Consider the following 22,601-nt stretch of genomic DNA (forward strand, 5'->3'; position numbering starts at 1 on the left):
CTTTCGTTAAGATAACAAGTTACGAATAAATTTCTCATAATTGCCTGCCGTTTTATACTCTGAAGCTAACAATCGTATTCCACGTTCCAAGTGAGCGTTAAAATATGCAGGAAAAAACTCCTCATCTGTTAATTCACGACCTGCGGCCTGTGTAATCATTGCACGAAAGGCATAGTCATACTCTCCGGTAACGGTGCTACGGTTCAACACTAATCCGTCTGTGAAATCTTTAGTAACAGGCACAATCTGGGTAGTGTTTCTTAAAGATAGAGCAACAGCATAACGGATTAGAATATTAGGCGTGATTCCGGTGGAAGCATGTAGTTGCGTGAGAATCTCTTTAGCATATTTTGATGTTTTTAAAGTAAAATTCATAACTACTGTACCGCCTCTCTAATGATATCAAAGTAGCGGTCTTTTACGATTACTGCACTTTCTTGAGACGCATCGTATTCTAAGGTGTAACAGCGTGTTGTAATTTCTTCAATAACAGGAAACTGTTCCGACGTTATTTCAGAATCAGTTGTAAACATAAGAACTTGTTCTCCACAACGCGGAATAAAATGTTGAATAAGTGACTTTTTGTGGTCTTGGTCCAATCTTCCCATGAGAGTATCGAATACAAAAGGTAGCTTCCAGCCGGATACTCTAAACATAGCCAATATTACAGTGAGCATGAGCATTTCTTTTTCGCCAGCAGATAAGCGTTCTTTTGAAATTTCTTGATTTACTAAGTTATATAGTTTTAATTCGAAAGAAGTGTGGTCTATATGAATTCGTTTTATGAAATCTTTCTTACGGAAGAGTACGTCAATCATACGCACAGTTTCATTAGCAACGTCATCAAGTTTTTTACGCCATTGCCGTTCTCTGAAACGTTGACTAACTGTAAGTAATTTCTCTGTCATTTCATATGACTTTTCTGATTTATGGTACTCTCTAATCTTTTCTTCTACTTTATCTTGTTGAGAGAGTTTAGCATGTAAGCTTTCTGAAAGATTTTGAATTTCAGATCCAAGTTGCTCAATTAACATTTTCTGCTGTTCAACATGTTTTGTTTTTTGCTCTATTCGTTCAAGAAGTTCTTTAAACTCACTGGCCTGATCATTTGTTTCTAATTGAGTCCTTAATTCTTGAGATTCTTTTAACAATATAGCATTTTCATCAAAACGGTTAACATAATCGGTGATATTAAGGTCTTCGAGTTGTTTATTTAAATTATGAATTTCGCTACGTTGTTCAAACGATGCACGATGTATTAATTCCGTTTGATTCGGTTTAATTAAATCCAGAATACCTTCAAAAATAGCCTTCACTTCAAAGCTCTCAATCTCTTTGTACTCTCCAAGAGTACTAGTAAGAAGCGAAGTTAATTTATCTTGTTCAAGCGTGTTCGCAGCATATTCATATGACTCATATTGTTTTTCAGCATTTAACTGATAATCAACTTGTTGGAGCTGTTTCCTCGCTATAAAGAAGGGAAGAAGAGATGAGACGAAATGCCGTACATGTTCTGAATTCGTTTTGCGTTTGTTCTCAATGACGTTTATTCTAGAAACGACTTCTTGTCTTTTTTCCTGAAGTAAGCCACCGTGAATTTCGAAATCCTTTTTATCTTGTTTAATAGCATCATTCAGATTGTTTATCTCTTCTTCATATAAAAATGAAAGTTGATGTTTTTCTTCAATCGTTGACTTGAGTTGATTAATCTCCATCTCGAGTTTTTCATACTGGGCAACTTCTTCTGCTGCACTGGCATTTTGCTGAGCATATTGTATTCGGTATGTGTTCAGATCCTTTTCCAAATTTACGAATAGATCTAGATTAAATAGAATCTTACCTGACTCTTTCAAGTACTCTGGAATTTTTTCTTCAGAAACAATTCGCGAAATATCCTCACCATCAAAAAGGCAAAGTTCAAATAATTTTGGAGGCATTTCTTCACGTAATCGACTCTGGAAATCAGAAGTTTGTTGAGCAGATAAGAATTGATTATCACGCTTAACTGCAAAACTCTCACGAATACGATCATTTTTTATTCGCCAGCTTCTTACTAATGAATATTCATGTAATTCGAAATCCTCAGTGGAACTGTAATCAAGAGTAATCTGAAATGCGTCAGTCACATTCTCATTAATTGCTTTACGATTCAGTAATGTTCTGATTTTACGATAATAGGGTTCATTCTCAGTAACAAAACCATATGCCATAGAGCCAAATAAAACGATTCTTAAAGATTCTAGTATTGTCGTTTTACCAGCACCATTTTTCCCACCAAGTAGTATTACGTTACGGTTAGCCGTTGTACGGAAATCAAATTTATTAAGCTCTCCATGGTAAGCACCTATGTTTCGGAGAGCCAGTTTTTGAATGTGCATTGATTATTAATCCACCTTTATAAATGTAAGAAATCTTGTCTGAGTGTTTTATCAAATGCCTGGAATAGTCCTCTTCTTACTTTTACACCGGAGTATTCTTTCTCAACAGATATTAATTCTTTAAGAAGATTAAGGTTGACTCCTTCTTCTTGACAAAGAGATTCTAGATCGGTAACTTGGTCCTCTTTGAATACAGGACGATCATTTTGATGCCAATCGTAAACTATACCTGTTTCTTCTTCGACGATCAGAGGAAGTCTATCTTCCCACTGTAGGTCGTCATGCCAATATTTCCGAATCGCCTTAAGCTCTTCAAATGTGATCAATTCAACGTTAGGGTCATGCATTTGGCGAATTTCTTCTTGAGTTTGTAATAATTTGCGAAGAATTTCTTCCCGAGCTTTCATTGTGAAAGGACCGACGCCAAAACGTTTAGGAAGAGCATCTGGATTCTCATCATCAACGATCAAAATATCCAATTCCTCCACAGATGCAAGGTTAATTTTATTTTCTTCAATATAATGCTTCATTTCAGATTTGTAGATTCTCGGTTGACTCAAATCATCAGGATCTATACCGCCTAAATTTGTTGTCAGATAGACTTCGCCATTCATACGATGTTTTTGTCTTTTCGTACGATCTTCACGTATTTGAACAAGGAAATTTCTAAAATCATATAATGGACGTAACCAATCCACACCGTTATTAATAAATCCGCTCAACGCCTTATCTTCATTAACAACTGTACATGTCCAACACCCAAAACGACTGTTTCCACAAGAACCTGCACTTTCTTTTACCTCTTTGTCTACTACGAGAGGGCATTCACTACTTGAATCTTGATAGAGTTGAAGCAGTTCATTATTATCATCGCCCCAGGGTGACTCATACTGCAATAAAAATTCCCATACATCATCAAGAGTGTATGAGCGGATCGGAGCAAAGACAAATGCGTTTCGAAGTGTAGAGTGACGCATTAAATTTGAACCTTCTATAGTATGAGATTGCATTACTCCTGCTCTTGTCGAACTTTCGGAATCTCGAACTCCTAGTAACATAACCACTTCACCAAACTGATCTACTTTATCAAGAATGAAACGGTTAGCAGGCTCGATTTTCAAACGATCCGTACACCATCTGAACTTTTGACGAGGAGTAGGATAACCTTTTCCAATAATAGAGGCCCAAAAGGTTTGCTCAACTTTTGGACGTACCTTGTGTGTTTCAATAGGCAAACCTACAGCGAGTGCTTTATTTTGTATGCGTCCAAGAGTTCGCGTGATTTTGTCTATAATTAAAGGAGTTTCTACTTGAGTATCTGATGAAATGACGTACACTTTTTTCTTCAGAAGAGAAGGTTCTAGCTCGGATAAGGCTTGAAAGACTAGCTGTACAACTGCCGTTGAGTCTTTTCCCCCACTGAAACCTACGACCCAAGGCTTCTCATCTGCTAAATAGACTTCTTTGACTAGTTCTTTGGCTTCAACGAACTTGCTTCCAGTATTAAATATGTTAAACATCAGTAGATGTACCTTCTTTTAATTTATTTTCAATTTTCTGCTCGGCTTCTGTTAAGGGAAGCCCTAGTTTAAATTTTATGAGATTTGCAGTCAATTGAATGGTCTCATTTGTCTTGTTAATACGTCCGGTTTGTCCATAAGCACGGCCTAACCAATCCGCTTTATTATCGCGACTCCAGTCGATTTTGGATAGTTCTTTTACATACAATTCCCATTGATCTGCATGATAACGATAAAGATAGTGGCCGACTATACCAATAGCTTCGAGAAATACACCATGCGCTACAACCGAACCAATACGAAGATCTCTTGGCGAGGTTCGCTTATTGAGTACATCTTGCCATTCTAGTATAGAAACACAAAGAAGAGCCCAGAACTCAGACACAAATTTTTTCTCGGGTTCTGAGATTAACTCACCTTTACGCTTGCCTAACAGTTTACAGATCGTATTGAAAATGTGATTCAGAGCAAACAATTTAGGAGAATTTTTGGACAATGAGACTTTCTCACGATCCGTATATCGCTCCAATAAAGGAATCTCATTGATTAAACTTTTAGTGATCAAAGATAGTTGATCACGGTGATCGTATAGAATTCCGATTGAAGATGTGGTATTCACTGCATGACGATTCAAATCCGAAAACATTTGCTGAGAGCGTAGAAGTCCAAGGTCATGAAAGAATACTACGGATATCGTTTCATCGCCAAGTTCAGGCGAAATTTTGAGAGCTTCTTCAATAGCTGCGCGTCTATGTTGACCGTCATTAATGAGAAATTGGGCGTCTAAAGAAATATTCAAATAACCAAGATCTTTAAACTCTTCCGATTGTGGCTGGAAAATTAACTCTCCGTTTACTGATGCAGTTAACGAAGAGAAAATATAATCTTTAGGATTCTCAAGAATATAGTTCGTAATATCCGGAATTCTTGATTTATTCATTAAACGTTGTGCACGGTGGTCGGCCGGAATTTCCTCCTCATCAAAAAGGAATATCCTAGGTATTAATTTTAATGGGCACATTACTGTATAAAAATCTCTTCCAGCTTGAACTCCGCGAATAGCTGGAAAACTATAACTAAAGTTCATAGGCATCCCCCTGTTTTACGTACGTAATAACGTAGAATGTATATTGATTTTATCGTAAGACGAACAAATGTTCAATGTCTAAATTACATAATAAAGTAAATATAGTACGTAATTACGTGAATAAAAGATGAAGGAATAATGAAAATAACGAGGTAACATTCCGATCGTGTACGATCGGCATGCTCCTCGTTATTTTAGTTTTTATCATAAGTATCGAAGATTTCAGTAATTATATTAAGCACCATTAAAATGTGCTTAGGTTCATGGGTTCTTAATAGAGAAATGATCTTAGTAATATTGGAATCATCCTGCGCGAGATCTTCACGTTCCTTAACGTATGTAAACAGTTCATATACACCGACATCTAAAGCGGCAGCAATCTTTTCAAGATTTTTTAAAGATATATTTCGTTCTGCTCGTTCAATAAAACCAATGTAACTTGGATTAAACCCCGCATTTTCAGCTAATGCTTCTTGAGACAGATCTCTAGATTTTCTTAGATCTCTTATTCTCGCGCCCACTAATTCTAAAAGTTCGGACATATGAACACCTCTCTTTAATTAGAAGTGTAGAGAAAGAATCATCGTTAATTAACCGATAGATAATAAGTAATTTGTATTTAAAACTACTATGTAGTAATATTTTGTTTGTATCTTGCCCAAAAGTTAAAAAAAATATGCAGAGTGTTCAAATTTAGTGTGGATTCTAAACTAATATATTGAGGAGTTGATTACCTTGAATCACGCTTACTCCTACAAGAATCGGCAGAATGATGAATTTGTAAATGGTCTAAATGATAAATTATCATACGGGAAAAAAGATGTATTTGAATATCAAAGACATTCCCAATATCACATCAAACTTGCTACAATTATGCGTGATCATAATCACTTCAAAGCTTGTTTGATTCTCTGTGACTGGGCTCTAGCCTCTATAATCAAAGCGCTTTATATCCATAAGTATCATCCGATGCATCCACCTAAGGAACTCAGTATGAACGAAACTCTGTCTCTAGTTCATACAGACGCTGAACCTGGATTGGATATAGCTTTGTTCATCGGCACAATGCAACATTTGTCATCCTTGGAGAATTGCCCAGATTACCAATCACTAGAACTTTGCAACATCGAAAAGCTTCTTAAACGAACGGAAGAAATAGTAGACGAGTTATCCGCACGATTGATGAATGATTCAACAGAGTAGATTCAATTTTTTGAAACTATTTTTATAAACCTTAGGGTTAAACGATCACGACAACGGGGAAGGACTGCTGATCGTTGGTTCGTCGAACTTCTCGTTTACTGCACTGAAGACGGGGTATAAATGGAATCTGGCGATGAATGCGGAGGCGGACCCGTATACGTTCCAGTCGGCTTTGTATAAGTTCATGCAGAGCTTCTACCACGAGACAACCTTGCCGGTGAACCCGGATTCGATTGCGCTGTATGAGGAAGAGTACCTCAAATATCACCAGAAGAACCCGGAGATGATCCAGCGGATGATGGAGATGGAAGAAGCGGAGTTTGGTACGGGTCTACCTGAGGACAAAGAGTAAGAAACCACCGAACTATGGCTTACGCCGATCTGCGCTCTGTGATGGGAATGTGGCGTACCAGATGCGTTTTATCGAAGCGATCCGGCGAGGGTGGCGGGCGCCATTTCAATATTACGGGGTATTCGACGATACGGATTATTCGCAGATTCGCTGGACACGGGAAATATGTCTGTATCGGCTGCATACGTATTTTGAGCGAGGAAGTTATTGATAAGTAGCGAGAAGAAGTTCTTATACAGTCAGTCAAATTCAAATTTTACTTGGCAAATAAAAATTTACCAAGAAGAGAAAGCAAAAAGCGTACCAATGGAGTAGTGGTACGCTTTTTGCTTACTTGAAATTAACTTTTTTAGTTTCACTTATATTATTCGAATAGGGGAACTGTCTAATAATTGCAGAGAGATCGAACAACAAATATATCAACTTAAAAAAGATTAGATATTATTAATTTTAAAAGAGGATTTTATTATAATTTATTGAATAATATATAATATATGGAAGTGGTATCGTCATAAGGAGGTGAACTATTTAGACCTATTTTTTATTAAAAAGTAGATTGTGCCAGAAACTAGTCCAGCTAAGATAAGAAGGCTAACAACGAGAATAAGAATATTATTCCACACAATGTGCATTGTCGAAACCCCTTTCATAATAATTTTTAGGAGGTATTTAAAGTGAAGAAGATCAGTATGTTATTGACATTATTCTTGGTTTCAATATCCATTTCCGTTCTTTTTACTAATTCAGCCCACGCAAGTACAGGTGAGGAAGATACAGCCTTAAAAATACAAAATATACTAGATAAGTATGAAATGAACGAACCATTTTCTGACGAAGATACACAATATTTAAAAGAAAACTCAGCTTTAAACAATAATATAACATATATTCAAAATAAAGGGGACGTATCAGTTTTTTCGGTATCAAAGAAATTTTTCACAGGTAACAATAAAACATTAGCTTTAACTGGTTATGTAGAATACGATAACGGATTCGGTAAAAATAGCTGGAATTTCTATATGGACGCATGGGACACAGCTGGCATAAAAAGAAACATCCGAGCAGAAGTTAAAATTGATTGTGTAGGTATTGTAAATTTTGAAACTGGAGCAATAGGTAAGATCTATAACAATACAGTAAGCCAGACATCGTCTGGCAAAGTGGATTTCCTTACCTTAAATAAGTCTGATTCATTCACAGGCCTACCTATGTTTGTTTATTATTATCCAAAGGCTACATTTGACGGAGTTGATCTAGCTGGTGAGTTCAGATAAAACATTTCTAGAAATTAAAATATCCATCATCAAACCCATGGCTAAGGTGCTCTAGCCATGGGTTTATTAGGCGTTTAATTGATATTACCATTGTGCCGTATTTTTTCAGTGCGTTCTTTCGGAGGTCACCTAACATCTTTCACAGCTGATATGACCCCACCCTCCACATAGACCATAATCGCTTGATACAAAAATCTCAAAAATTCCTCATCACCAAACTGATCGAAATAACCCGCATAGCGGCGATCGGTCGTATAGGCTTCTGCGATACATCTCAGAATCTCAGCATCACAGACCATGAACTGTTCCAAGCAACTCTTCCATTCACGCACTAACGCTTGGACCTCACGAGAAGCAGGGGACCGATCCTGATGCTTCGCCAATTCCCGAAATACCTGCTCCATGTTGACCGAGAACTGCTGGTAGGCTTTTTCTTGCTCTTCCGCTGACAGTTCGCTCACATTAGCTTCAAATTCCTGATATTTCTCGGTGTCTCCATAGACAAACTTTGCCTCAGATTCATATTGTTCTTGAATGGACAGGATGGAAGAGTCGTCAAACAGATCAAGATGAGAGATATCCTTCCCATCTACATACTCGTCCAATTGGTCGATGATGGTTTCGAGCTTTTGTTTGCGTTGAACGAGTGTGCTGCGGTGCTCTCTTAGGATATCTTTTTGTTCTTCTTTGGAAAGTTGCATCATGGCTGCAATATCTTTCAATGAGAAATTCATTTCTTTGAACAGAAGAATCATCTGCAGATTCCCCAGTGCCTCTTGATCGTAATACCGATAGCCATTGTCCTCGACTTTGCTCGGTTTCAATAGATCCGTTTTATCGTAATAATGTAATGCGCGTTTGGTGATGCCAGTAATCTGAATAATATCTTTAACGGTGAAATAGGGTGTCTTCATTCCAAAAGTCCTTTGTTTCAGCAAGGATGACACTTGCCGGAGTGATGGTTGCTTCGGTAATCGGTGTACCTGTTTTGTTCAGATAATATTGGATTAAGTGATAACCGCAGGCATAGCCAGCCGCATAGGGCATACCTACGGGCGTGAAGTTTTGCATGATGGCAAGTTCATCGCCGTATAGATACGGATTAATTTGGTCAAAACCGGTGACATGCAGCTGGTCTTTCATCTTCGGTTTGATTACTTTATTCAAAGTCTCCATATCCGTTTTAGCTACCCAGGGGCCTAGCAACTCTTCTCCATACAGGGATGTCGCAAAGCTCTCGGCCAACCCCTCACTAACAACCATTTCCCCAAGCGTAATCTGTGGATTCCACTGGATATATTGATACCTTACGTTATGATTGCATTCATGGGCTAACACGGATTGCATACGAGGTAGAGTATACCTATTGGGGATCAGGTTCGCAATAATATAACCCGGGATTCCACCATCTCCGCTGATGCCTTCGTTCATGGTGAGTGAAGGACTGTTCTTGTCGCCTAATAAAATCGTATATAGGTATTCGGAGACCGATAGCTCAATCTCGTGATCTGTAAAGGTCGATAGACTCGTACGAACAGCTTTATGACACTGTTGCCAAAATGCTTCAGACGAAATCGCTGCTAAAGATTCGTTAATCTCAGGTGTGATATCTGCGGGAGCAATATTCATAAAGTTATTCATCATGATCACATCGAAGCCGTGAGGCTCTTGAGAGCGAAACGGTATCTGTTGAATGTTCCATTTGTTCATGAATGGACTCATCATTCGCTCGCGGTATAACTCCAATTTCTCATCGGGTGCAGCCTGGATGATCTCCTCATAGATTTGATCTGAACGTAACGCGGTAATTTTCATCCTTAATTTCTCCTTCATGTAAGCTTGAGATCATTATCAAGTATGACCTAACGTTACAGTCAAGCGTTGATGTTATGCTGCTGGCTCTCTGAATGATTCTGCATCTTCATTGCGAATATCAGAGCAGACAGGATATAGATCAGGCTTAACAAGAGATAAGGGAGTTGCAGCGAGAATACGCGATCAAAAGTCGTTTCACTAACCCGCACCAATAATCCGCCGAGAAGCGTACCAATGGCACTGATGCCAAAGGACAAAAAGCGAAACACACTTCCGACCCGGCCAAGCATCTCATTAGGAACGGAACGTTGCAGGATGGAGGAACGGGTAACATTGTAGACAATAATGAAAAATGCAGCACAGAAGTACAGTCCGCCTACCATATATGCATTTGTAGTTAGACCCACCACACCGTAGATGATTCCCATGCACAAAATGGAGGAGATAATCAATTGTTTTGTACTCCATTTCTTACGCATATAAGCAACAGCCTGGCTCCCTACAATGCTGCCGATTGTTGCAATGGAGATGAGGATACCAAATGCAAAAGCATCCAACTGAAGCACATCTCGTACAAAGAAAATCTGAGTAGCCAGAATGATCGAATACATCAGCGTAACGGTGACGGATAGAATGGCTAGTCCGCGGAGAAAACGATCATGATAGACATATTGAATACCGGACCACATCTCACGTTTCCAATTCTTCATCGGGCGAACTTCCTTCTTGGTTGTTTCCGTATCTCTGGGGTAGAAGTTTCCTTTCAAACTGATCAAAAAGAGCAGAGCAATAACAGCCGTTACAGCGTCTATGGCAAAAGGAAAAACAATATGCAGGGTTATGATAAACCCTCCCAGAGCAACGCCCAGAATATCACTTGTGATTAACTGTCCGGCGGTGAACTGCCCATTGGCTTTTTCCAATTTACTTTCATCTACTAGTTGAGGGATGACCGTCTGCACTGTACTGTCGAATACAACTCGGCTCAGGCCAATCCCAAACATGAACAGTGCCAGAATCGGAATGCTCACCCATCCTCCCCAGATACATACCGTCAGGACAAGCAGAAGGATCATTCGCGTAAAGCCTGCCCCAATCAGCATATGTTTGCGTGAGTATCGGTCGATGAGAACACCCACGGGCAGACTGAATAGCAGCCAGGGTAAACGAAGTGCCGTCATGGTGACAGAGGCATAGAGCGTATCGCTCGTTAGTGTTGATATGAGCCAAGGAACCGCAGCAAGCGTAAGTCCATCACCCAAAAATGTAAGAGAAAATGCACCAAATAACTTGGTATAATTCGACTTGATTTTCATCGTTCCCTCCGCCAATAAGATGTATAGCATAGTAACATTGAGGTTGGAAAATAATGTGTTTTCACTTAAACCAAATTTAAGTTATTCTAAAATGGTTTTCAATCCTATTTTTACAACTAATAACTTCACAAAACGCTTACAAACTTTCAATTCTACCCTACCTTTTCCGCTACGAAGCTGAGATAATGGGAGAGGAAGAAGGTATGAAACAGACGCGACAACCATGTTCACCAACAGTCAAAAATAAAAGCTGCATATCCATAGGAGGATTATGAATGACGACACAACCATTGAATCTGATCCAATCCACGGAGGGCCAAGCGTTGCTTGCCCAAATGTATGGACAATCACAAGTAGAGGTACAGACTGCACGTTACACAAAGCTGAACGCAACGTTCGAAGAGTACTTTGGCGCGCAAGAAGGAAGCAAGTTGTTCAGCGCATCAGGACGCAGCGAGATTGGCGGCAACCACACGGATCATAACCATGGTAAAGTGCTGGCGGGCAGCATCACGCTGGATACGATTGCAGTGGCTGCACCAACTGCGGATTCCGTTATTACGTTTTACTCAGAAGGCTATGACAAGAAATATGTAATCGATCTCACGAATCTTAAACCAAATACGGAAGACGATGGCACAACAGCATTGATTCGCGGTATGGCTGCAGGATTTGGAGAATTCGGATATAAGGTAGGCGGCTTCCAGGCGTACCTCTCCAGTAACGTGTTCTCAGCATCTGGGGTGAGTTCCTCGGCGTCATTTGAGATGCTGATCTGTACGATTTTGAATCATTTCTATAACGATGGAGCACTGGATGTTGTGACCTTGGCCAAAATCGGTCAGTATGCGGAGAATCACTATTGGAACAAACCTTCGGGTCTGCTGGATCAGATGGCTTGTGCGTACGGCGGACTCATTGCTATTGATTTTGAAAATCCTGCACAGCCTGTTATCGAGCCTGTTCAGTGGGATTTCCAACAAAACGGCTACTCATTGGTCATTGTGAATACGGGCGGTAACCACGCCGATCTGACGGAAGATTACGCTGCTGTGCCATATGAGATGAGAGCGGTTGCTCAGGCGCTCGGCAGTGAGTATGTTCGGGAAATTACAGCTGACGCAATCTACGCCAACCTCAAGAAGGTTCGTGAAGCTGCTGGCGATCGTGCCGTGTTGCGTGCGCTTCATTTCCTGGAAGAAAACAATCGTGTCGATGGTCAAGTTCAGGCATTGCGTGATGGACGTTTTGCTGATTTCTTGAAACTGATCACGGCGTCCGGTAACTCGTCATGGAAGTGGTTGCAGAATGTATATCAGAGTGGTGCTGTGAAGGAACAGGAGATTGGCATCGCGCTGGCACTGACCGAGAATTATCTGCAAAACCTGGGTGATGGCGCTTGTCGTATTCATGGTGGTGGATTCGCAGGGGTTATTCTGACGATCCTTCCGAACGAAAAAGTAGAAGAGTATATGTCATGGATGCACGACATGCTGGAAACGCCGATTATCGTCGTTAATGTGCGTGCACAGGGTGCAGTGTGTCTGAATGCATTGATCGCTAACGCGGGCTAAACGCAGTCAGATCAATAGTTCTAGCATGATTCAACGAAGTCCGGGCTATGCCCGGGCTTTTTAGATTGTCCATTTTTTTAAAAAAATTCAAACTTTGAAGGTCCGTAATGTGTTATTTATATAGTGGTTTAGTTAGGTGGGTATTTACCTAGAATACAGGCGTACTGATGATGGTCTGAATAGGTGAGAGGCTATATCTCAATATTGTTCATATGGGAGGAAGGGTCAGATGATTACACCTACAGTGGCTGGTCAGGATGAGGCTCAATTATACGAGGAGTTGCGGCGTGCGATCGATGAATTCGACGAGGGCGAGCAGCGGCAAATAGTTCTGAGTCGGATGGTCAGACAGCTCAGGTTCGCCAAATGGCGTAAAGATCGGATGCGCAAAGTCGATGCATACTGCCAAAGGATCAAACCCGCGACACTTTGGATCATCTTAGCCACAGGCGCACTTGCACCAGTCTTGCTGTTTAGCATGTTCATCTGGGTATCGTTGTGGGTGGAATGAAGCTGTAGAGAAGAGGGATAACAATATGAAGTTAATAAAAAGAACCGTTAACCATCGGATTATCGTATTCCGACTGTAACGATTCTCTGAGCTATCTTTAGGGTTAGTGGGACATTTGCGTAGATTTACCGTCTAAGGATTGCACTTGTCCCTGAATGTACTGGTGGTAATCACGGAAGCTGCTGATGTGATGCAAGGAATCAGAATTCTCGGACTGAATCTTAATTTTGCCGTCCTGAGGCAAACTTTTCATCTCAGCAATGACGGATTTGGAACCTTGGATATCACCGGACATGTCCTGGATTCGCTGTAATAATGCCGGATGTCCCTCATGCTGGAGCATTTCGGCGAGCGGTCTCATTTCCTCCAACTTTTGACTCGACCGTTCAAGTGTGGTCATCACTTTGTCTCCATCTGTACTTGCGCTAAGCGAGACCATTCGGTGAATATGGTCTTTCTCCATACGTTCAAGCGCCTCAAGATGGGAAGCTTCCAGTCGTTTGGGATCGCTCCAACTCTCCGATCGAACGGTGTTATTCTTTTGCTGTGATGCATTATTCGCAGTGCCATTGCCACAGCCCCATAACAGAGATGAGCAGGTTAACACGGCTCCAACGGCGATGATACTTTTTAACCTCATGCTGTCACTCCTTCGATAATTTCCTGAAGGTAGTATGAGCAATAATATCCAAAATCATGCTTCTTCTTTTCATTTCATTCCCAGTATGTAGTTGAATAACCTTTTAAAATCGAGAGTACATATCTTCGCAAATTTTTGTAGCCTGTATTTTCACGTGAAATTGCAACGGTACGTAGCGAGGTGGAAAATAATGAATCTGTATACTAATAACATATGGCGCTGGACCATCAATCTTCTATATCCTGCCATTATCTTTGTCTTCCAGAGCTGGGGACCGATATTGGATTCTTGGACAGGTCCTATTTTGTTCGTCGCGGTGTTCTGCTTTCTGTGGAGCGATGTGAAAGACTTGTTCCTCTCGACAGGATTGACATGGATTATTGCCATCCCGTGTTGGTGGTATTGGATTGAACGTCCGAAACCATCGTTCGGTGCAGAACATTTTGCGGCACATCTATGGTTAATTGTACTTATGTATATTGTCTTTGTGCTCATTCCTCAGACCTTAATCCTGACTACTCGGTTGCGGGTGATGCATTATTATAAGAAGTGAAAGTTAGTAGAGAATAGGCGGCCGTTGGCCGTTTTTTTAAAATAAAATGAACGCATGGGAGAGAGTTCAATTGTTGAGCAAAGATATAACAAGAAGTAAAGAAAGAAGTTTTTTATATATCATGATTTTCACCTTAATATATGGTCTGACATTACTGATCTGGCCGTTGATCGCATTTTCCATGGGAATGTCGCTCGCTGCACCCACTCCTTCTGAGTATCAGGTGGCAAGTCGTTTGGAGGGCAATATACTGATGTCATACCCACTCTGTGTTATTGCGGCCTTGGTTTCGGGATGGGTTTCTTACCATGAGAAAAGATACATCTTTCCTTACTGGATCATGCAGTTGCCATTGTTATGGATCGCTGCATGGATGCTGGTAAATTACTTCGGGGCAGCACTATCTGCCATACCATTTCTACGATAATTAATTGTTTATAGAGATTCAATTTTAAGGAGAGGTTAATCTATGCCCAAGACAAGCAACCGTAAACGCGTAGCGTACGTGTTGTTCTTTGTATTGGTCGCTCTGTTTTTGATACGCTCTTGTGGTCCGCAGGACATCGACACAATCTTAAGCGAAAAAGGTATTTCCCCAGAACAGGTAAAGCTAGTTACAACTTTTGAACCGCGAACACAATTGGTTTTATATCAGGATCTCACTACGAATAACCTGACTCCTGCTTTGATCCAGCAAAAGATGTGGTTCTCCGAACTGGCCAGAATAGGCGGTGGTCTGCAGGATAATCCGGTCGAGCCGCTTTCTTCTCATATATCAGGATACGAGGAGTCTAAAGGCAAAATGATCTATATTGTATACGGGTATCTCCACGATGCTGACATTACCCAGGTGCATATTCGCTACAAACCAAATCTGGCATCTTCACGGTTGGAAGCGGAAATCGTGAAATCGTCTTCCAATCAATCCAACGGCAGGTTGTGGTATGCGGTAATCCAGCAGCCGATTCACGAGATGATATGGGACATAAAAGGATTGAACGACGAAGGGCACGTCATCTACTCATCTCTCGATAGTGAGGATTAGGAAGCAGGCTGGCTTATGGAATGGAAAATTCACAGTCATAGTTCCGCATGATTCGAATTGCAAACGAACTACCTCCATCTACACAAACACCCCTTATCCGGCTCTAAACCGGACAAGGGGTGTTTCACATTCTTGCTACACTTTCCGTTTATATTTCCCAGTATACGGGATCGTGAGGTGGATTTTCAGATCCTTAATCGAGTCTTCCGTAAGCATCATCTTGCTCCCGTTGTTGGATAACTTACGCCAGAGCTTTGGATTTTTGCGATACAGCTTCTCCTGAAGACCGTAAATATCCACACCACGCTCAAGGCCGTGACGATAGGTCTGCATGATCTGCTCCCGCAACTTCACTTCACTAATCTGGATCATCTCTTCATACGAGGTGGGCACCAGGTATTCGTACAGGGCAGTGAGGTAGTGGGCATCAATGTTGAACGTAACGTCTTCACCCTGAATGACAGGTTTAATTTTGATCTTTGGTAATCCTACACTGAGCGCCCCGTAGATCGTTCCATCCTTCTGGACAAGTAGAGGGGCCCGCCGCATGTCTTTAATTAGCCAGTGATAACCGGGAAGCTGACTGCGTGGAAAGTATTCAAAGTCATAGCCAGTCTTCTCGAAAAAGGCCCCTTCCACCAGAAACAAATCATGTTTCTTCTCATTCTCAGCCCACTGGGTATCATTCAATGCAAGACTCGGCAGATACGTCGTGGTAGCGGGATCATTATGTGTTGCAATGAGTTTAAAGCTGAGCACAGGCGGGTACAACGATTCTTCCATGTATGTGGGGAGCGGATTGTGAAGAATGCTGTCCAGTGGCGACATATTATAGATGGACGTTGCACTCAGGATTTTCTCCAGAGGCTCTCGTGTTCCATACACCCAGGTTGTATAACGGGATTCTGGAAATCGTCCCAGCATGTCGAACACTTCTTTGATGTGTTTGCTAGTCAGCACACCTTCGGCCATAACGATGGCTGTCACATGCCCCCAAGCCATGTGTAATTGAGCTGTACGGAACAGTTCGTTCAGCGCCAGACTCATGGTTTTCCCTTCGGCATGTCCGACCCATACAGGCGGTGTATCTGCACTTTTGGTTGAACTCTCACTCTTCGCGACACTCGCAAAATCTAGTGTTTGTACATACAGGTGATACATGCCGTCCTTATAATCAATGCCAAAGGCTTTGGCGTAGTCCACCTGTTGAATCTCAAAGGCACTCCAGCATCCACTTGTCATCACGCACATCGATAGGCTTAACAGACCCAGCAAACATCGCTGTAACAAGTGTTTCATCGTCCGTTTCCTTTCTTACGCGGTTCTTGAGTCTCAAGATAGACGGGTCTTCGTTTACCTAACCCCTTAGGCAGTTTGAATAATGAAGCTATCGCTTGTTTGAAATGAAGCGGTGTTAACGGCGTGAGATACGGAATGCCAAATGATTTGAGATCGGTCAGGTAGATGAGGAACAGAATCAACGACAGGATGAACCCATAGATGCCGAGGGATGCCCCCAGGACAAAACAAAGGAACCGCAGGATCAGCACAGAACTGGTCATGACCTGATTCACAATGGTTGCACCAGCTACGACGGTAACTGCAATGATGACAATCATGAGGGGAGAGACCATGCCGGCTCGAATGGCGGAATCCCCGATGATCAAACCGCCAACGACCGTTAATGTCTGGCCGATGGCACTTGGTAAACGTACCCCCGCCTCTCGGAACAGCTCCATTAGCAGCATAATGAGAAACATCTCCACTCCCGATTCCATTGGAAGTCCCATGCGTCCAACCGATATCGTCGCGACTAGAGGAAAGGGGATCTGATCCATATGAAAGGATGTCAGCGCAATATAAAAGCCAGGCAGGAATACGGTGATCATCAGGCCAAGAAAGCGCAGCATCCGTCCTACGTTCACAGGCAAGAAGGGAAAGCTTGCATCCTCCGGTGATTTGAGCAAAAGAAACAGATTGACTGGCCCAATAATGGCGCTGGGATTACCGTCTACAATGAGGATAAAACGTCCATTCAGGAGACATTCTGCAGCAAAGTCAGGCCTGCCCGTATAATGGGTGACGGGAAACAAAGTAATCTTCGAAGGCGACAGCAATTCTTCCAGTTCATTGGCGGTCAAGATGCGTTCCGTCTCAATCTTACGCAACCGATCCTGGACGTCTTCGATCAGCTCCGGATTGGCGATATTCTTGATATACATCAATGCCACCTTGGTTGCAGAACGTGTACCGATCAGTTCGATATTACAGGCCAGTTGGTTCGTACGCAGACGGGTGCGTATCAAGGCAACATTTACGGCGAGTGGTTCAATGAATCCATCTCTTGCCCCGCGGATCGAAACTTCGGTGGTCGATTCCTCCGGTGTTCGAGTAGGGATGTTAGATATATCAATACTCCACATGGTTTGCAGGGAAGGAATACAGATCAACATATGGCCTTCAAAAACACGGAGAGACATCAGTTCAGTTCCAAATGCCGGATCTTGCAGATCCATTCGGGTCCAATCCAGGCTGATGCACTTTTCAATGTCGGATGTACGGATAAAGTGTGTATTTTCATATGTTCGTTTGAGTTCCGGGAGAATAATATCGTAGATCGCTTCACTATCTACCATACCGCTGCAATAGGTCATAAGAAGTTGCATCGGAGGTTCTCCGATCATATGACTATTGATGATGACATCATCAGATCCGGCAAAAAAGGTATTCAGGTTATGCTCGTTCATTCGGAACGGTTCAACGTCAGGATTATTCTTGGGCTGGGTTGAGATCGGCATGATCGGGAGCCTCCTTGTCCTTTTTATGGATTAATGCAGCAATGGTTAATATCACGGTAACGATTGAGACATAGGCCAGCATGACCGGGAACTGAATATGATCCACGTAATAGTCGACGTAATCAATGCGCCACCATTGCATCGCCATGAAGCTCATGATGACGGTAATGGTGAGAATCGCGATATATCGTTTCTTCGGTCTGCGGAAATTTAGCAGATCCACGATGAGATACATGGATATGGCGACCCTTGCAAAGGAACCACTGAGCCACTGATAGATGGACAGAAAATCAACGTGTTGCAGCAGCTTGCCGATATTCACAAGTTTCCATTGTTCATAGGGACTGTTTCGTTGTTTGGCTGCTTCTTCAGGACCGAATTCCACGATGGCCCCGATGGTTGGTCCGATCGCCATACTGAGCATAAACACGCCGAGGATTAGAACATACCACCAACGAATTTTGCCTTTGACTTCATGTTGGAACAACATAAGAATCCAGATTTCCATAAGTCCGGCAAGAGAGTAGATCATGCCCCGCCACACGGGACCCATACCGTTCTCCATAATCGGGAACAATAGACTGTAGTCTTTATATTTCATATTGGCGGACATTACAAAATAACCTAGCAAAATGACAAAGGGCAGCAGCAGACTGGAAGTCATCGCGATGGAGCGTATGCCTTTAGCCGCTGCCCACGCAGCAACCAGTGCTCCGCCACCTGCCAGAACATAGGGAGGTGTGAATTGAAGATACGTGGATACGGTCCAGTTGGTTGTCTCATACAACGTATGCGTGCCAAGCGTGAATAGCAGAATAGAAGCGGAGATCCGGAAGATCCAGGAAGGGACCGCCCCGAATTCTCGCGTAATCCAATCTGTTAATCGCTGTCCACGTACTCGCCGAATGATGATATACATCATACATAGAAACAACATGAAAAAAGGGGCAGCCGCCACGACAGACAACCATCCGTCTCTGCCGCCAGCTTCGAGAATTGCTGGAATGGACAAGACATGGCAGACTAGTCCGGCACTTAATAAAATGATGGAAAAGGATAACCAGATGGTAATTTGACCTTTTTCACGACTCATGCGAATCCTCCTTTCCAATGAAGGAAGTTTCCGTTAGGTTGTACAGCATACAGGAAGTTGATTCCTTTTTCAGATTTTTTCACAGAAAGCGGCAAACGAGATGGACGAGCCAGACAGAAAGCTTTAACATACAGATATAGCAATGTCCGAAGACAAGCACTGAGCGAAGTATAGAGAAATAGGGAGGAAACCGGCGATGACAAATACGACGAAGACACCTGGAGAGACAAAAGTTGGCTTTATTGGTACAGGCGTGATGGGTAAAAGCATGGCTGGGCACATCCAGCAAGCGGGATATCCGCTGCATGTGTACACACGAACTGCTGCCAAAGCGGAAGCGTTGGTGAAAGAAGGTGCCGTATGGCATGACACACCAGGCAAACTGGCAGCTGCGTGTGATGTCATCATCACAATGGTGGGGTATCCGAAAGATGTAGAGGAGATCTATCTCGGTAAGGATGGTCTCGTAGCCAATGCCAAACCGGGTTCATATCTGATTGATATGACAACATCCAGTCCGCTACTGGCTGCACGAATCTTTGAAGCTGCGGAAGCCAAAGGACTGCATGCACTGGACGCGCCTGTGTCGGGCGGTGATATCGGAGCGCAGAACGCGAAGCTGTCCATTATGGTTGGTGGTAGTTCGGAGGCCTTTGAAGCCGTGCGTCCGCTGTTTGAGCAGATGGGCACCAACATTGTGCTGCAAGGCAAGGCGGGAGCCGGGCAGCATACCAAAATGTGCAACCAGATTGCCATTGCCTCTGGCATGATGGGTGTATGCGAAGCACTTGCCTATGCCAAGACGTCTGGTCTGGACGCGGAGACCGTGCTGAAGAGCATTGCTACCGGTGCAGCCGGAAGCTGGTCGCTCAGCAATCTCGGTCCGCGCATGATCGCAGGCGATTATGAGCCTGGATTCTATGTGAAACATTTTATCAAAGACATGGGAATTGCACTGGAGTCTGCAAAAGCGATGGGCATGAAAACGCCTGGGTTGGCCCTGGCCGAGTCCCTGTATCAGGAAATAGCGAATAATGGGCTGGAAGAGAAGGGTACTCAGGTGCTCTACACCTATTATCTTCAGGCTTAACAACCAAGAGAACAGCAGCGTATTCTTTTTCTATTCAGGAAAGGGTTGCGCTGTTTTTTTTCAATTTTGCGGCTTGTTTATGCGTCTAAAGTCACGAAATTGGTTAAATGTTCATATGTACTTTGCGTATTGGAGAGATTTTGATCGTTTTCCCTTTATTTTTACCCCGCTTTATCCGACATAAGTAATAGAAGTTTACATAATGAATGTGTCAAAGGATGTTATTCCTCCTGTAATGGTCACCCGTAACCCACACTATAATAGAACGGAGCTTGCCCATGTTCAAGAAAATCCTGTCTCTGTTCAAGACACAACCAGAGCTTGCGAACCAGATTACAGCCTCCGCTTCAGCGTTGCCATCAACGACAACCATTCCCCCGCGTATGGTCCGTAGTAAGCGCAAGAAAAAGGCGGAAGGGGATTGGACACGCCAGCCGGAGGAGCCTAGTACAGCAGATCAGCTGATAGGTCTTCCAAGTCAATATAAAGTGCTGAACGACCTGCTCGTTACCAATCCGAAGTCACGCTCCGGTTATTCGCAGATTGATCATGTCGTAATCGGTCCTCGGGCAATCTTCGTGATCGAAACCCGAAATCTGACAACAGGTGAGATTCGCGGCGGAAGAAGAGAGGCCAATTGGTCAGTCAGCAGCAGTCGGGTCAAAATGTACAATCCACTCATGCAGCATCGTGCACATGTGGAAGCCATCCATGCACACCTCGGAGACTACAAAAGAGTACGTCTCGTCTCCATGGTGACCTTCACGAACCGTTGCCGCATCAGTGTTGATCCTGCTGTGAGATATGTGAATTCGGATGAACTAATCATCTATGATCATGAATTGGTGGAAACGATTCAACGCAAGACAGAACGACTTGAGACAGAGGTTCCCGAAACCGTATTTCAAGAGAAGGATATCCAGGCGATCTACGCTCTGTTATCTTCGGTCAATTCCACCGATCCTCAGATTCGGTCAGAGCATATGGAGAAGGCTAAAGGGATCAAATAATTACGCTTTACGAACACTGTTGTCCATACGGGCGGCAGTGTTTTGTGTTGCGGTGGTAGTTAATGTGCGAGTAGTAAAAGGCTTTAGACACAGGTATATCGTCGTATACAACCGATTTTTAACTTATGATAGAATGTAGACCATGTCCAATTGTGTGAATCAAGCATGTTATATGAAAGGATATTTTTGTAAGCAGGTGTTCAAGTCTTGGAGCAGAGGTTAATGGTTCTCAGGAATATACATACGATAGGGGAAGATATACGATGAAATGGAATTATACGATAAAGACGTTCACAGTTATGCTTGGTTTGACAGCGATTCTGACAGCTTGTGGTGGCGGAGCGAAAGAGACGTCATCGCCGGAGTCTGCTTCCGGTACAGAAGTTGCTTCATCAGAAACAAGCAGCTCGAATGCTGCTGTAACAGAAACCGCAGCAACCGGTTCGAATGAGAGTGAGGAGACAGGTTCAACTACAGACGAATCTTCTTCAACGGACGACGGTAAGATTGGAAAGGACTCCACATTGGAAGAGTTGAAGCAGCAGTATGCGGATAAACTCGGTTATATCCGTATTCCCCTGAATGATCATCCGGTGCGTCGGGTTAGTGAGGAAGGTTCCAAAAATATTAATGTGGCCAACTATAGTGATGCCGTTGTGGACATGAATGCAGAGGTTCCAATTCATTCCGATTCGCAGCGGTTAATTGATGATGCCTTTCCATTTTTCACAACCGTACAAGCACCTGATGAATCTTATATAACTTGGGAAGAAGCAACCAATCTGGAGCGTGCCATGGTGAAAACACTGTTTATCGCCCGTGAAGGTCTGCTAATTACTGAGGATGCGATGAAAAATAAGGATTATAGCAGTACATCATTCCAGGATTCGATGGATTTCTTCAGGGTCACAGCGAAATTTGAATCCATGGCACCTGTTGCACAGCATCCGCGTGACATTACGTTGAGTACGCTATACGACAAAGCACGCACGTCATGGGGCAAGCTTGCTGCGATGGACCCGGAGCAGGATGAAGCGGCGTTTGCCGAGATGTACAAGACGACGAGGACTGATGCCAATAATGCCATAGGGTTGCTTAATGTTCTGTTGTCTACCAATGAGGAAGAACGGATCAAAGAGATTTACGGGGAATAAAAATGCCGTGATCCAGAGTTAATCTGGATCATCCCGGTAACATGTCTGGTTCACATGCCTTCAAACTCTGACTACCGCTTGAAGCGGGGTCAGGGTTTTTCTGGTTTTTTCCAATAGGTGTATGATATGTTTTTAGGAGTAAGACATGTCCGGAATATAGGTGAGGTGTGTGAAAGATGTGGTGGATG

Annotated in this window: 24 protein-coding genes; 12 read left to right on the plus strand and 12 right to left on the minus strand. The window is 42.8% G+C overall.

Features of this window, described 5'->3' with window-relative positions; genetic code table 11:
• Positions 1-6: 6 nt before the first annotated feature.
• The 5 genes from dndE to MKY95_RS05220 form a co-directional block, all read right to left on the minus strand.
• Positions 7-375 (minus strand): DNA sulfur modification protein DndE, encoded by a 369-nt coding sequence (gene dndE / locus MKY95_RS05200; protein WP_339197368.1) that lies wholly within the window; start codon positions 373-375, stop codon positions 7-9.
• A 2-nt stretch (positions 376-377) separates the two neighbouring features.
• Positions 378-2,378: a DNA sulfur modification protein DndD gene (gene dndD / locus MKY95_RS05205; protein ID WP_339197371.1), complete on the minus strand. Its 2,001-nt coding sequence runs from the start codon at positions 2,376-2,378 to the stop codon at positions 378-380.
• 17 nt (positions 2,379-2,395) lie between these two features.
• The gene (dndC, locus tag MKY95_RS05210) at positions 2,396-3,898 is read right to left on the minus strand and encodes a DNA phosphorothioation system sulfurtransferase DndC (RefSeq protein WP_339197374.1); all 1,503 of its coding nucleotides are present in this window, start codon (positions 3,896-3,898) and stop codon (positions 2,396-2,398) included.
• The gene (dndB, locus tag MKY95_RS05215; RefSeq protein WP_339197376.1) at positions 3,891-4,985 is read right to left on the minus strand and encodes a DNA sulfur modification protein DndB; all 1,095 of its coding nucleotides are present in this window, start codon (positions 4,983-4,985) and stop codon (positions 3,891-3,893) included. Before dndB ends, dndC begins: the two co-directional genes overlap by 8 nt.
• A 194-nt stretch (positions 4,986-5,179) precedes the next feature.
• On the minus strand, positions 5,180-5,527 hold the full coding sequence (locus MKY95_RS05220; protein WP_339197378.1) for a helix-turn-helix transcriptional regulator: 348 nt from the start codon (positions 5,525-5,527) through the stop codon (positions 5,180-5,182).
• Positions 5,528-5,720: 193 nt separating this feature from the next.
• Here MKY95_RS05220 and MKY95_RS05225 point away from each other — a divergent pair, with 193 nt between their 5' ends.
• The 4 genes from MKY95_RS05225 to MKY95_RS05240 all read left to right on the plus strand — a co-directional run bounded on the left by MKY95_RS05225 (position 5,721) and on the right by MKY95_RS05240 (position 7,814).
• On the plus strand, positions 5,721-6,188 hold the full coding sequence (locus tag MKY95_RS05225) for a hypothetical protein (RefSeq protein ID WP_339197381.1): 468 nt from the start codon (positions 5,721-5,723) through the stop codon (positions 6,186-6,188).
• A gap of 133 nt (positions 6,189-6,321) precedes the next feature.
• Positions 6,322-6,540: a hypothetical protein gene (locus MKY95_RS05230; protein WP_339197383.1), complete on the plus strand. Its 219-nt coding sequence runs from the start codon at positions 6,322-6,324 to the stop codon at positions 6,538-6,540.
• 61 nt (positions 6,541-6,601) lie between these two features.
• Entirely contained in the window at positions 6,602-6,751 is a 150-nt protein-coding gene (locus tag MKY95_RS05235) for a hypothetical protein (RefSeq protein WP_339197386.1), read from the plus strand.
• Positions 6,752-7,214: 463 nt separating this feature from the next.
• The gene (locus MKY95_RS05240) at positions 7,215-7,814 is read left to right on the plus strand and encodes a hypothetical protein (protein WP_339197389.1); all 600 of its coding nucleotides are present in this window, start codon (positions 7,215-7,217) and stop codon (positions 7,812-7,814) included.
• Positions 7,815-7,939: 125 nt separating this feature from the next.
• Here the strand turns inward: MKY95_RS05240 and MKY95_RS05245 are convergent, their stop codons facing one another.
• From MKY95_RS05245 to MKY95_RS05255, 3 genes are read right to left on the minus strand one after another with little or no spacing between them, the layout of a single operon-like run.
• The gene (locus MKY95_RS05245) at positions 7,940-8,728 is read right to left on the minus strand and encodes a MerR family transcriptional regulator (RefSeq protein ID WP_339197391.1); all 789 of its coding nucleotides are present in this window, start codon (positions 8,726-8,728) and stop codon (positions 7,940-7,942) included.
• Positions 8,703-9,629 carry a DUF2268 domain-containing protein gene (locus tag MKY95_RS05250; RefSeq protein ID WP_339197394.1) on the minus strand — a complete coding sequence of 309 codons (927 nt, stop codon included), beginning with the start codon at positions 9,627-9,629 and terminating at the stop codon, positions 8,703-8,705. Before MKY95_RS05250 ends, MKY95_RS05245 begins: the two co-directional genes overlap by 26 nt.
• 59 nt (positions 9,630-9,688) lie before the next feature.
• On the minus strand, positions 9,689-10,945 hold the full coding sequence (locus MKY95_RS05255; RefSeq protein ID WP_339197397.1) for an MFS transporter: 1,257 nt from the start codon (positions 10,943-10,945) through the stop codon (positions 9,689-9,691).
• Between the two features lie 275 nt (positions 10,946-11,220).
• Between MKY95_RS05255 and MKY95_RS05260 the strand changes: the two genes are divergently transcribed.
• Entirely contained in the window at positions 11,221-12,519 is a 1,299-nt protein-coding gene (locus tag MKY95_RS05260) for a galactokinase family protein (protein WP_339197399.1), read from the plus strand.
• A gap of 229 nt (positions 12,520-12,748) precedes the next feature.
• Positions 12,749-13,030, plus strand: a complete 282-nt coding sequence (locus MKY95_RS05265) for a hypothetical protein (RefSeq protein WP_339197401.1) — start codon at positions 12,749-12,751, stop codon at positions 13,028-13,030.
• A gap of 103 nt (positions 13,031-13,133) precedes the next feature.
• Here MKY95_RS05265 and MKY95_RS05270 read toward each other — a convergent pair whose 3' ends face one another.
• Positions 13,134-13,670: a hypothetical protein gene (locus MKY95_RS05270; RefSeq protein WP_339197403.1), complete on the minus strand. Its 537-nt coding sequence runs from the start codon at positions 13,668-13,670 to the stop codon at positions 13,134-13,136.
• A gap of 190 nt (positions 13,671-13,860) precedes the next feature.
• Here MKY95_RS05270 and MKY95_RS05275 point away from each other — a divergent pair, with 190 nt between their 5' ends.
• From MKY95_RS05275 to MKY95_RS05285, 3 genes are all read left to right on the plus strand, one after another.
• Positions 13,861-14,223 (plus strand): hypothetical protein, encoded by a 363-nt coding sequence (locus MKY95_RS05275; RefSeq protein WP_047841793.1) that lies wholly within the window; start codon positions 13,861-13,863, stop codon positions 14,221-14,223.
• A 121-nt stretch (positions 14,224-14,344) separates the two neighbouring features.
• Entirely contained in the window at positions 14,345-14,650 is a 306-nt protein-coding gene (locus MKY95_RS05280; RefSeq protein WP_339197408.1) for a hypothetical protein, read from the plus strand.
• 42 nt (positions 14,651-14,692) lie between these two features.
• Entirely contained in the window at positions 14,693-15,268 is a 576-nt protein-coding gene (locus tag MKY95_RS05285) for a hypothetical protein (protein ID WP_339197411.1), read from the plus strand.
• A 135-nt stretch (positions 15,269-15,403) separates the two neighbouring features.
• Here the strand turns inward: MKY95_RS05285 and MKY95_RS05290 are convergent, their stop codons facing one another.
• From MKY95_RS05290 to MKY95_RS05300, 3 genes are read right to left on the minus strand one after another with little or no spacing between them, the layout of a single operon-like run.
• The gene (locus MKY95_RS05290) at positions 15,404-16,567 is read right to left on the minus strand and encodes a Ger(x)C family spore germination protein (protein WP_339197414.1); all 1,164 of its coding nucleotides are present in this window, start codon (positions 16,565-16,567) and stop codon (positions 15,404-15,406) included.
• On the minus strand, positions 16,564-18,066 hold the full coding sequence (locus MKY95_RS05295) for a spore germination protein (protein WP_091034427.1): 1,503 nt from the start codon (positions 18,064-18,066) through the stop codon (positions 16,564-16,566). Before MKY95_RS05295 ends, MKY95_RS05290 begins: the two co-directional genes overlap by 4 nt.
• Positions 18,038-19,159 (minus strand): endospore germination permease, encoded by a 1,122-nt coding sequence (locus MKY95_RS05300; protein ID WP_339197420.1) that lies wholly within the window; start codon positions 19,157-19,159, stop codon positions 18,038-18,040. Before MKY95_RS05300 ends, MKY95_RS05295 begins: the two co-directional genes overlap by 29 nt.
• Before the next feature lie 196 nt (positions 19,160-19,355).
• Here MKY95_RS05300 and MKY95_RS05305 point away from each other — a divergent pair, with 196 nt between their 5' ends.
• The 3 genes from MKY95_RS05305 to MKY95_RS05315 all read left to right on the plus strand — a co-directional run bounded on the left by MKY95_RS05305 (position 19,356) and on the right by MKY95_RS05315 (position 22,413).
• Entirely contained in the window at positions 19,356-20,249 is an 894-nt protein-coding gene (locus MKY95_RS05305) for an NAD(P)-dependent oxidoreductase (RefSeq protein WP_100526557.1), read from the plus strand.
• A 278-nt stretch (positions 20,250-20,527) separates the two neighbouring features.
• A complete protein-coding gene (locus MKY95_RS05310) occupies positions 20,528-21,259 on the plus strand; it encodes a nuclease-related domain-containing protein (RefSeq protein ID WP_017690394.1) in 732 nt (243 codons plus the stop codon).
• A gap of 263 nt (positions 21,260-21,522) precedes the next feature.
• Complete coding sequence (locus MKY95_RS05315) at positions 21,523-22,413, plus strand: hypothetical protein (protein ID WP_339197423.1); 891 nt, start codon at positions 21,523-21,525, stop codon at positions 22,411-22,413.
• Positions 22,414-22,601: the final 188 nt, after the last annotated feature.

This window comes from Paenibacillus sp. FSL P4-0176, assembly GCF_037975265.1.
Lineage (GTDB): Bacteria > Bacillota > Bacilli > Paenibacillales > Paenibacillaceae > Paenibacillus > Paenibacillus amylolyticus.

Excerpts from the sequence above, each read along its gene's own strand:
- dndE (WP_339197368.1), bottom strand. The coding sequence starts at position 375 with ATGAATTTTACTTTAAAAACATCAAAATATGCTAAAGAGATTCTCACG.
- dndD (WP_339197371.1), bottom strand. The coding sequence starts at position 2,378 with ATGCACATTCAAAAACTGGCTCTCCGAAACATAGGTGCTTACCATGGA.
- dndC (WP_339197374.1), bottom strand. The coding sequence starts at position 3,898 with ATGTTTAACATATTTAATACTGGAAGCAAGTTCGTTGAAGCCAAAGAA.
- dndB (WP_339197376.1), bottom strand. The coding sequence starts at position 4,985 with ATGAACTTTAGTTATAGTTTTCCAGCTATTCGCGGAGTTCAAGCTGGA.
- MKY95_RS05220 (WP_339197378.1), bottom strand. The coding sequence starts at position 5,527 with ATGTCCGAACTTTTAGAATTAGTGGGCGCGAGAATAAGAGATCTAAGA.
- MKY95_RS05230 (WP_339197383.1), top strand. The coding sequence starts at position 6,322 with ATGAATGCGGAGGCGGACCCGTATACGTTCCAGTCGGCTTTGTATAAG.
- MKY95_RS05235 (WP_339197386.1), top strand. The coding sequence starts at position 6,602 with ATGCGTTTTATCGAAGCGATCCGGCGAGGGTGGCGGGCGCCATTTCAA.
- MKY95_RS05245 (WP_339197391.1), bottom strand. The coding sequence starts at position 8,728 with ATGAAGACACCCTATTTCACCGTTAAAGATATTATTCAGATTACTGGC.
- MKY95_RS05250 (WP_339197394.1), bottom strand. The coding sequence starts at position 9,629 with ATGAAAATTACCGCGTTACGTTCAGATCAAATCTATGAGGAGATCATC.
- MKY95_RS05255 (WP_339197397.1), bottom strand. The coding sequence starts at position 10,945 with ATGAAAATCAAGTCGAATTATACCAAGTTATTTGGTGCATTTTCTCTT.
- MKY95_RS05260 (WP_339197399.1), top strand. The coding sequence starts at position 11,221 with ATGACGACACAACCATTGAATCTGATCCAATCCACGGAGGGCCAAGCG.
- MKY95_RS05265 (WP_339197401.1), top strand. The coding sequence starts at position 12,749 with ATGATTACACCTACAGTGGCTGGTCAGGATGAGGCTCAATTATACGAG.
- MKY95_RS05270 (WP_339197403.1), bottom strand. The coding sequence starts at position 13,670 with ATGAGGTTAAAAAGTATCATCGCCGTTGGAGCCGTGTTAACCTGCTCA.
- MKY95_RS05275 (WP_047841793.1), top strand. The coding sequence starts at position 13,861 with ATGAATCTGTATACTAATAACATATGGCGCTGGACCATCAATCTTCTA.
- MKY95_RS05280 (WP_339197408.1), top strand. The coding sequence starts at position 14,345 with ATGATTTTCACCTTAATATATGGTCTGACATTACTGATCTGGCCGTTG.
- MKY95_RS05285 (WP_339197411.1), top strand. The coding sequence starts at position 14,693 with ATGCCCAAGACAAGCAACCGTAAACGCGTAGCGTACGTGTTGTTCTTT.
- MKY95_RS05290 (WP_339197414.1), bottom strand. The coding sequence starts at position 16,567 with ATGAAACACTTGTTACAGCGATGTTTGCTGGGTCTGTTAAGCCTATCG.
- MKY95_RS05295 (WP_091034427.1), bottom strand. The coding sequence starts at position 18,066 with ATGCCGATCTCAACCCAGCCCAAGAATAATCCTGACGTTGAACCGTTC.
- MKY95_RS05300 (WP_339197420.1), bottom strand. The coding sequence starts at position 19,159 with ATGAGTCGTGAAAAAGGTCAAATTACCATCTGGTTATCCTTTTCCATC.
- MKY95_RS05305 (WP_100526557.1), top strand. The coding sequence starts at position 19,356 with ATGACAAATACGACGAAGACACCTGGAGAGACAAAAGTTGGCTTTATT.
- MKY95_RS05310 (WP_017690394.1), top strand. The coding sequence starts at position 20,528 with ATGTTCAAGAAAATCCTGTCTCTGTTCAAGACACAACCAGAGCTTGCG.
- MKY95_RS05315 (WP_339197423.1), top strand. The coding sequence starts at position 21,523 with ATGAAATGGAATTATACGATAAAGACGTTCACAGTTATGCTTGGTTTG.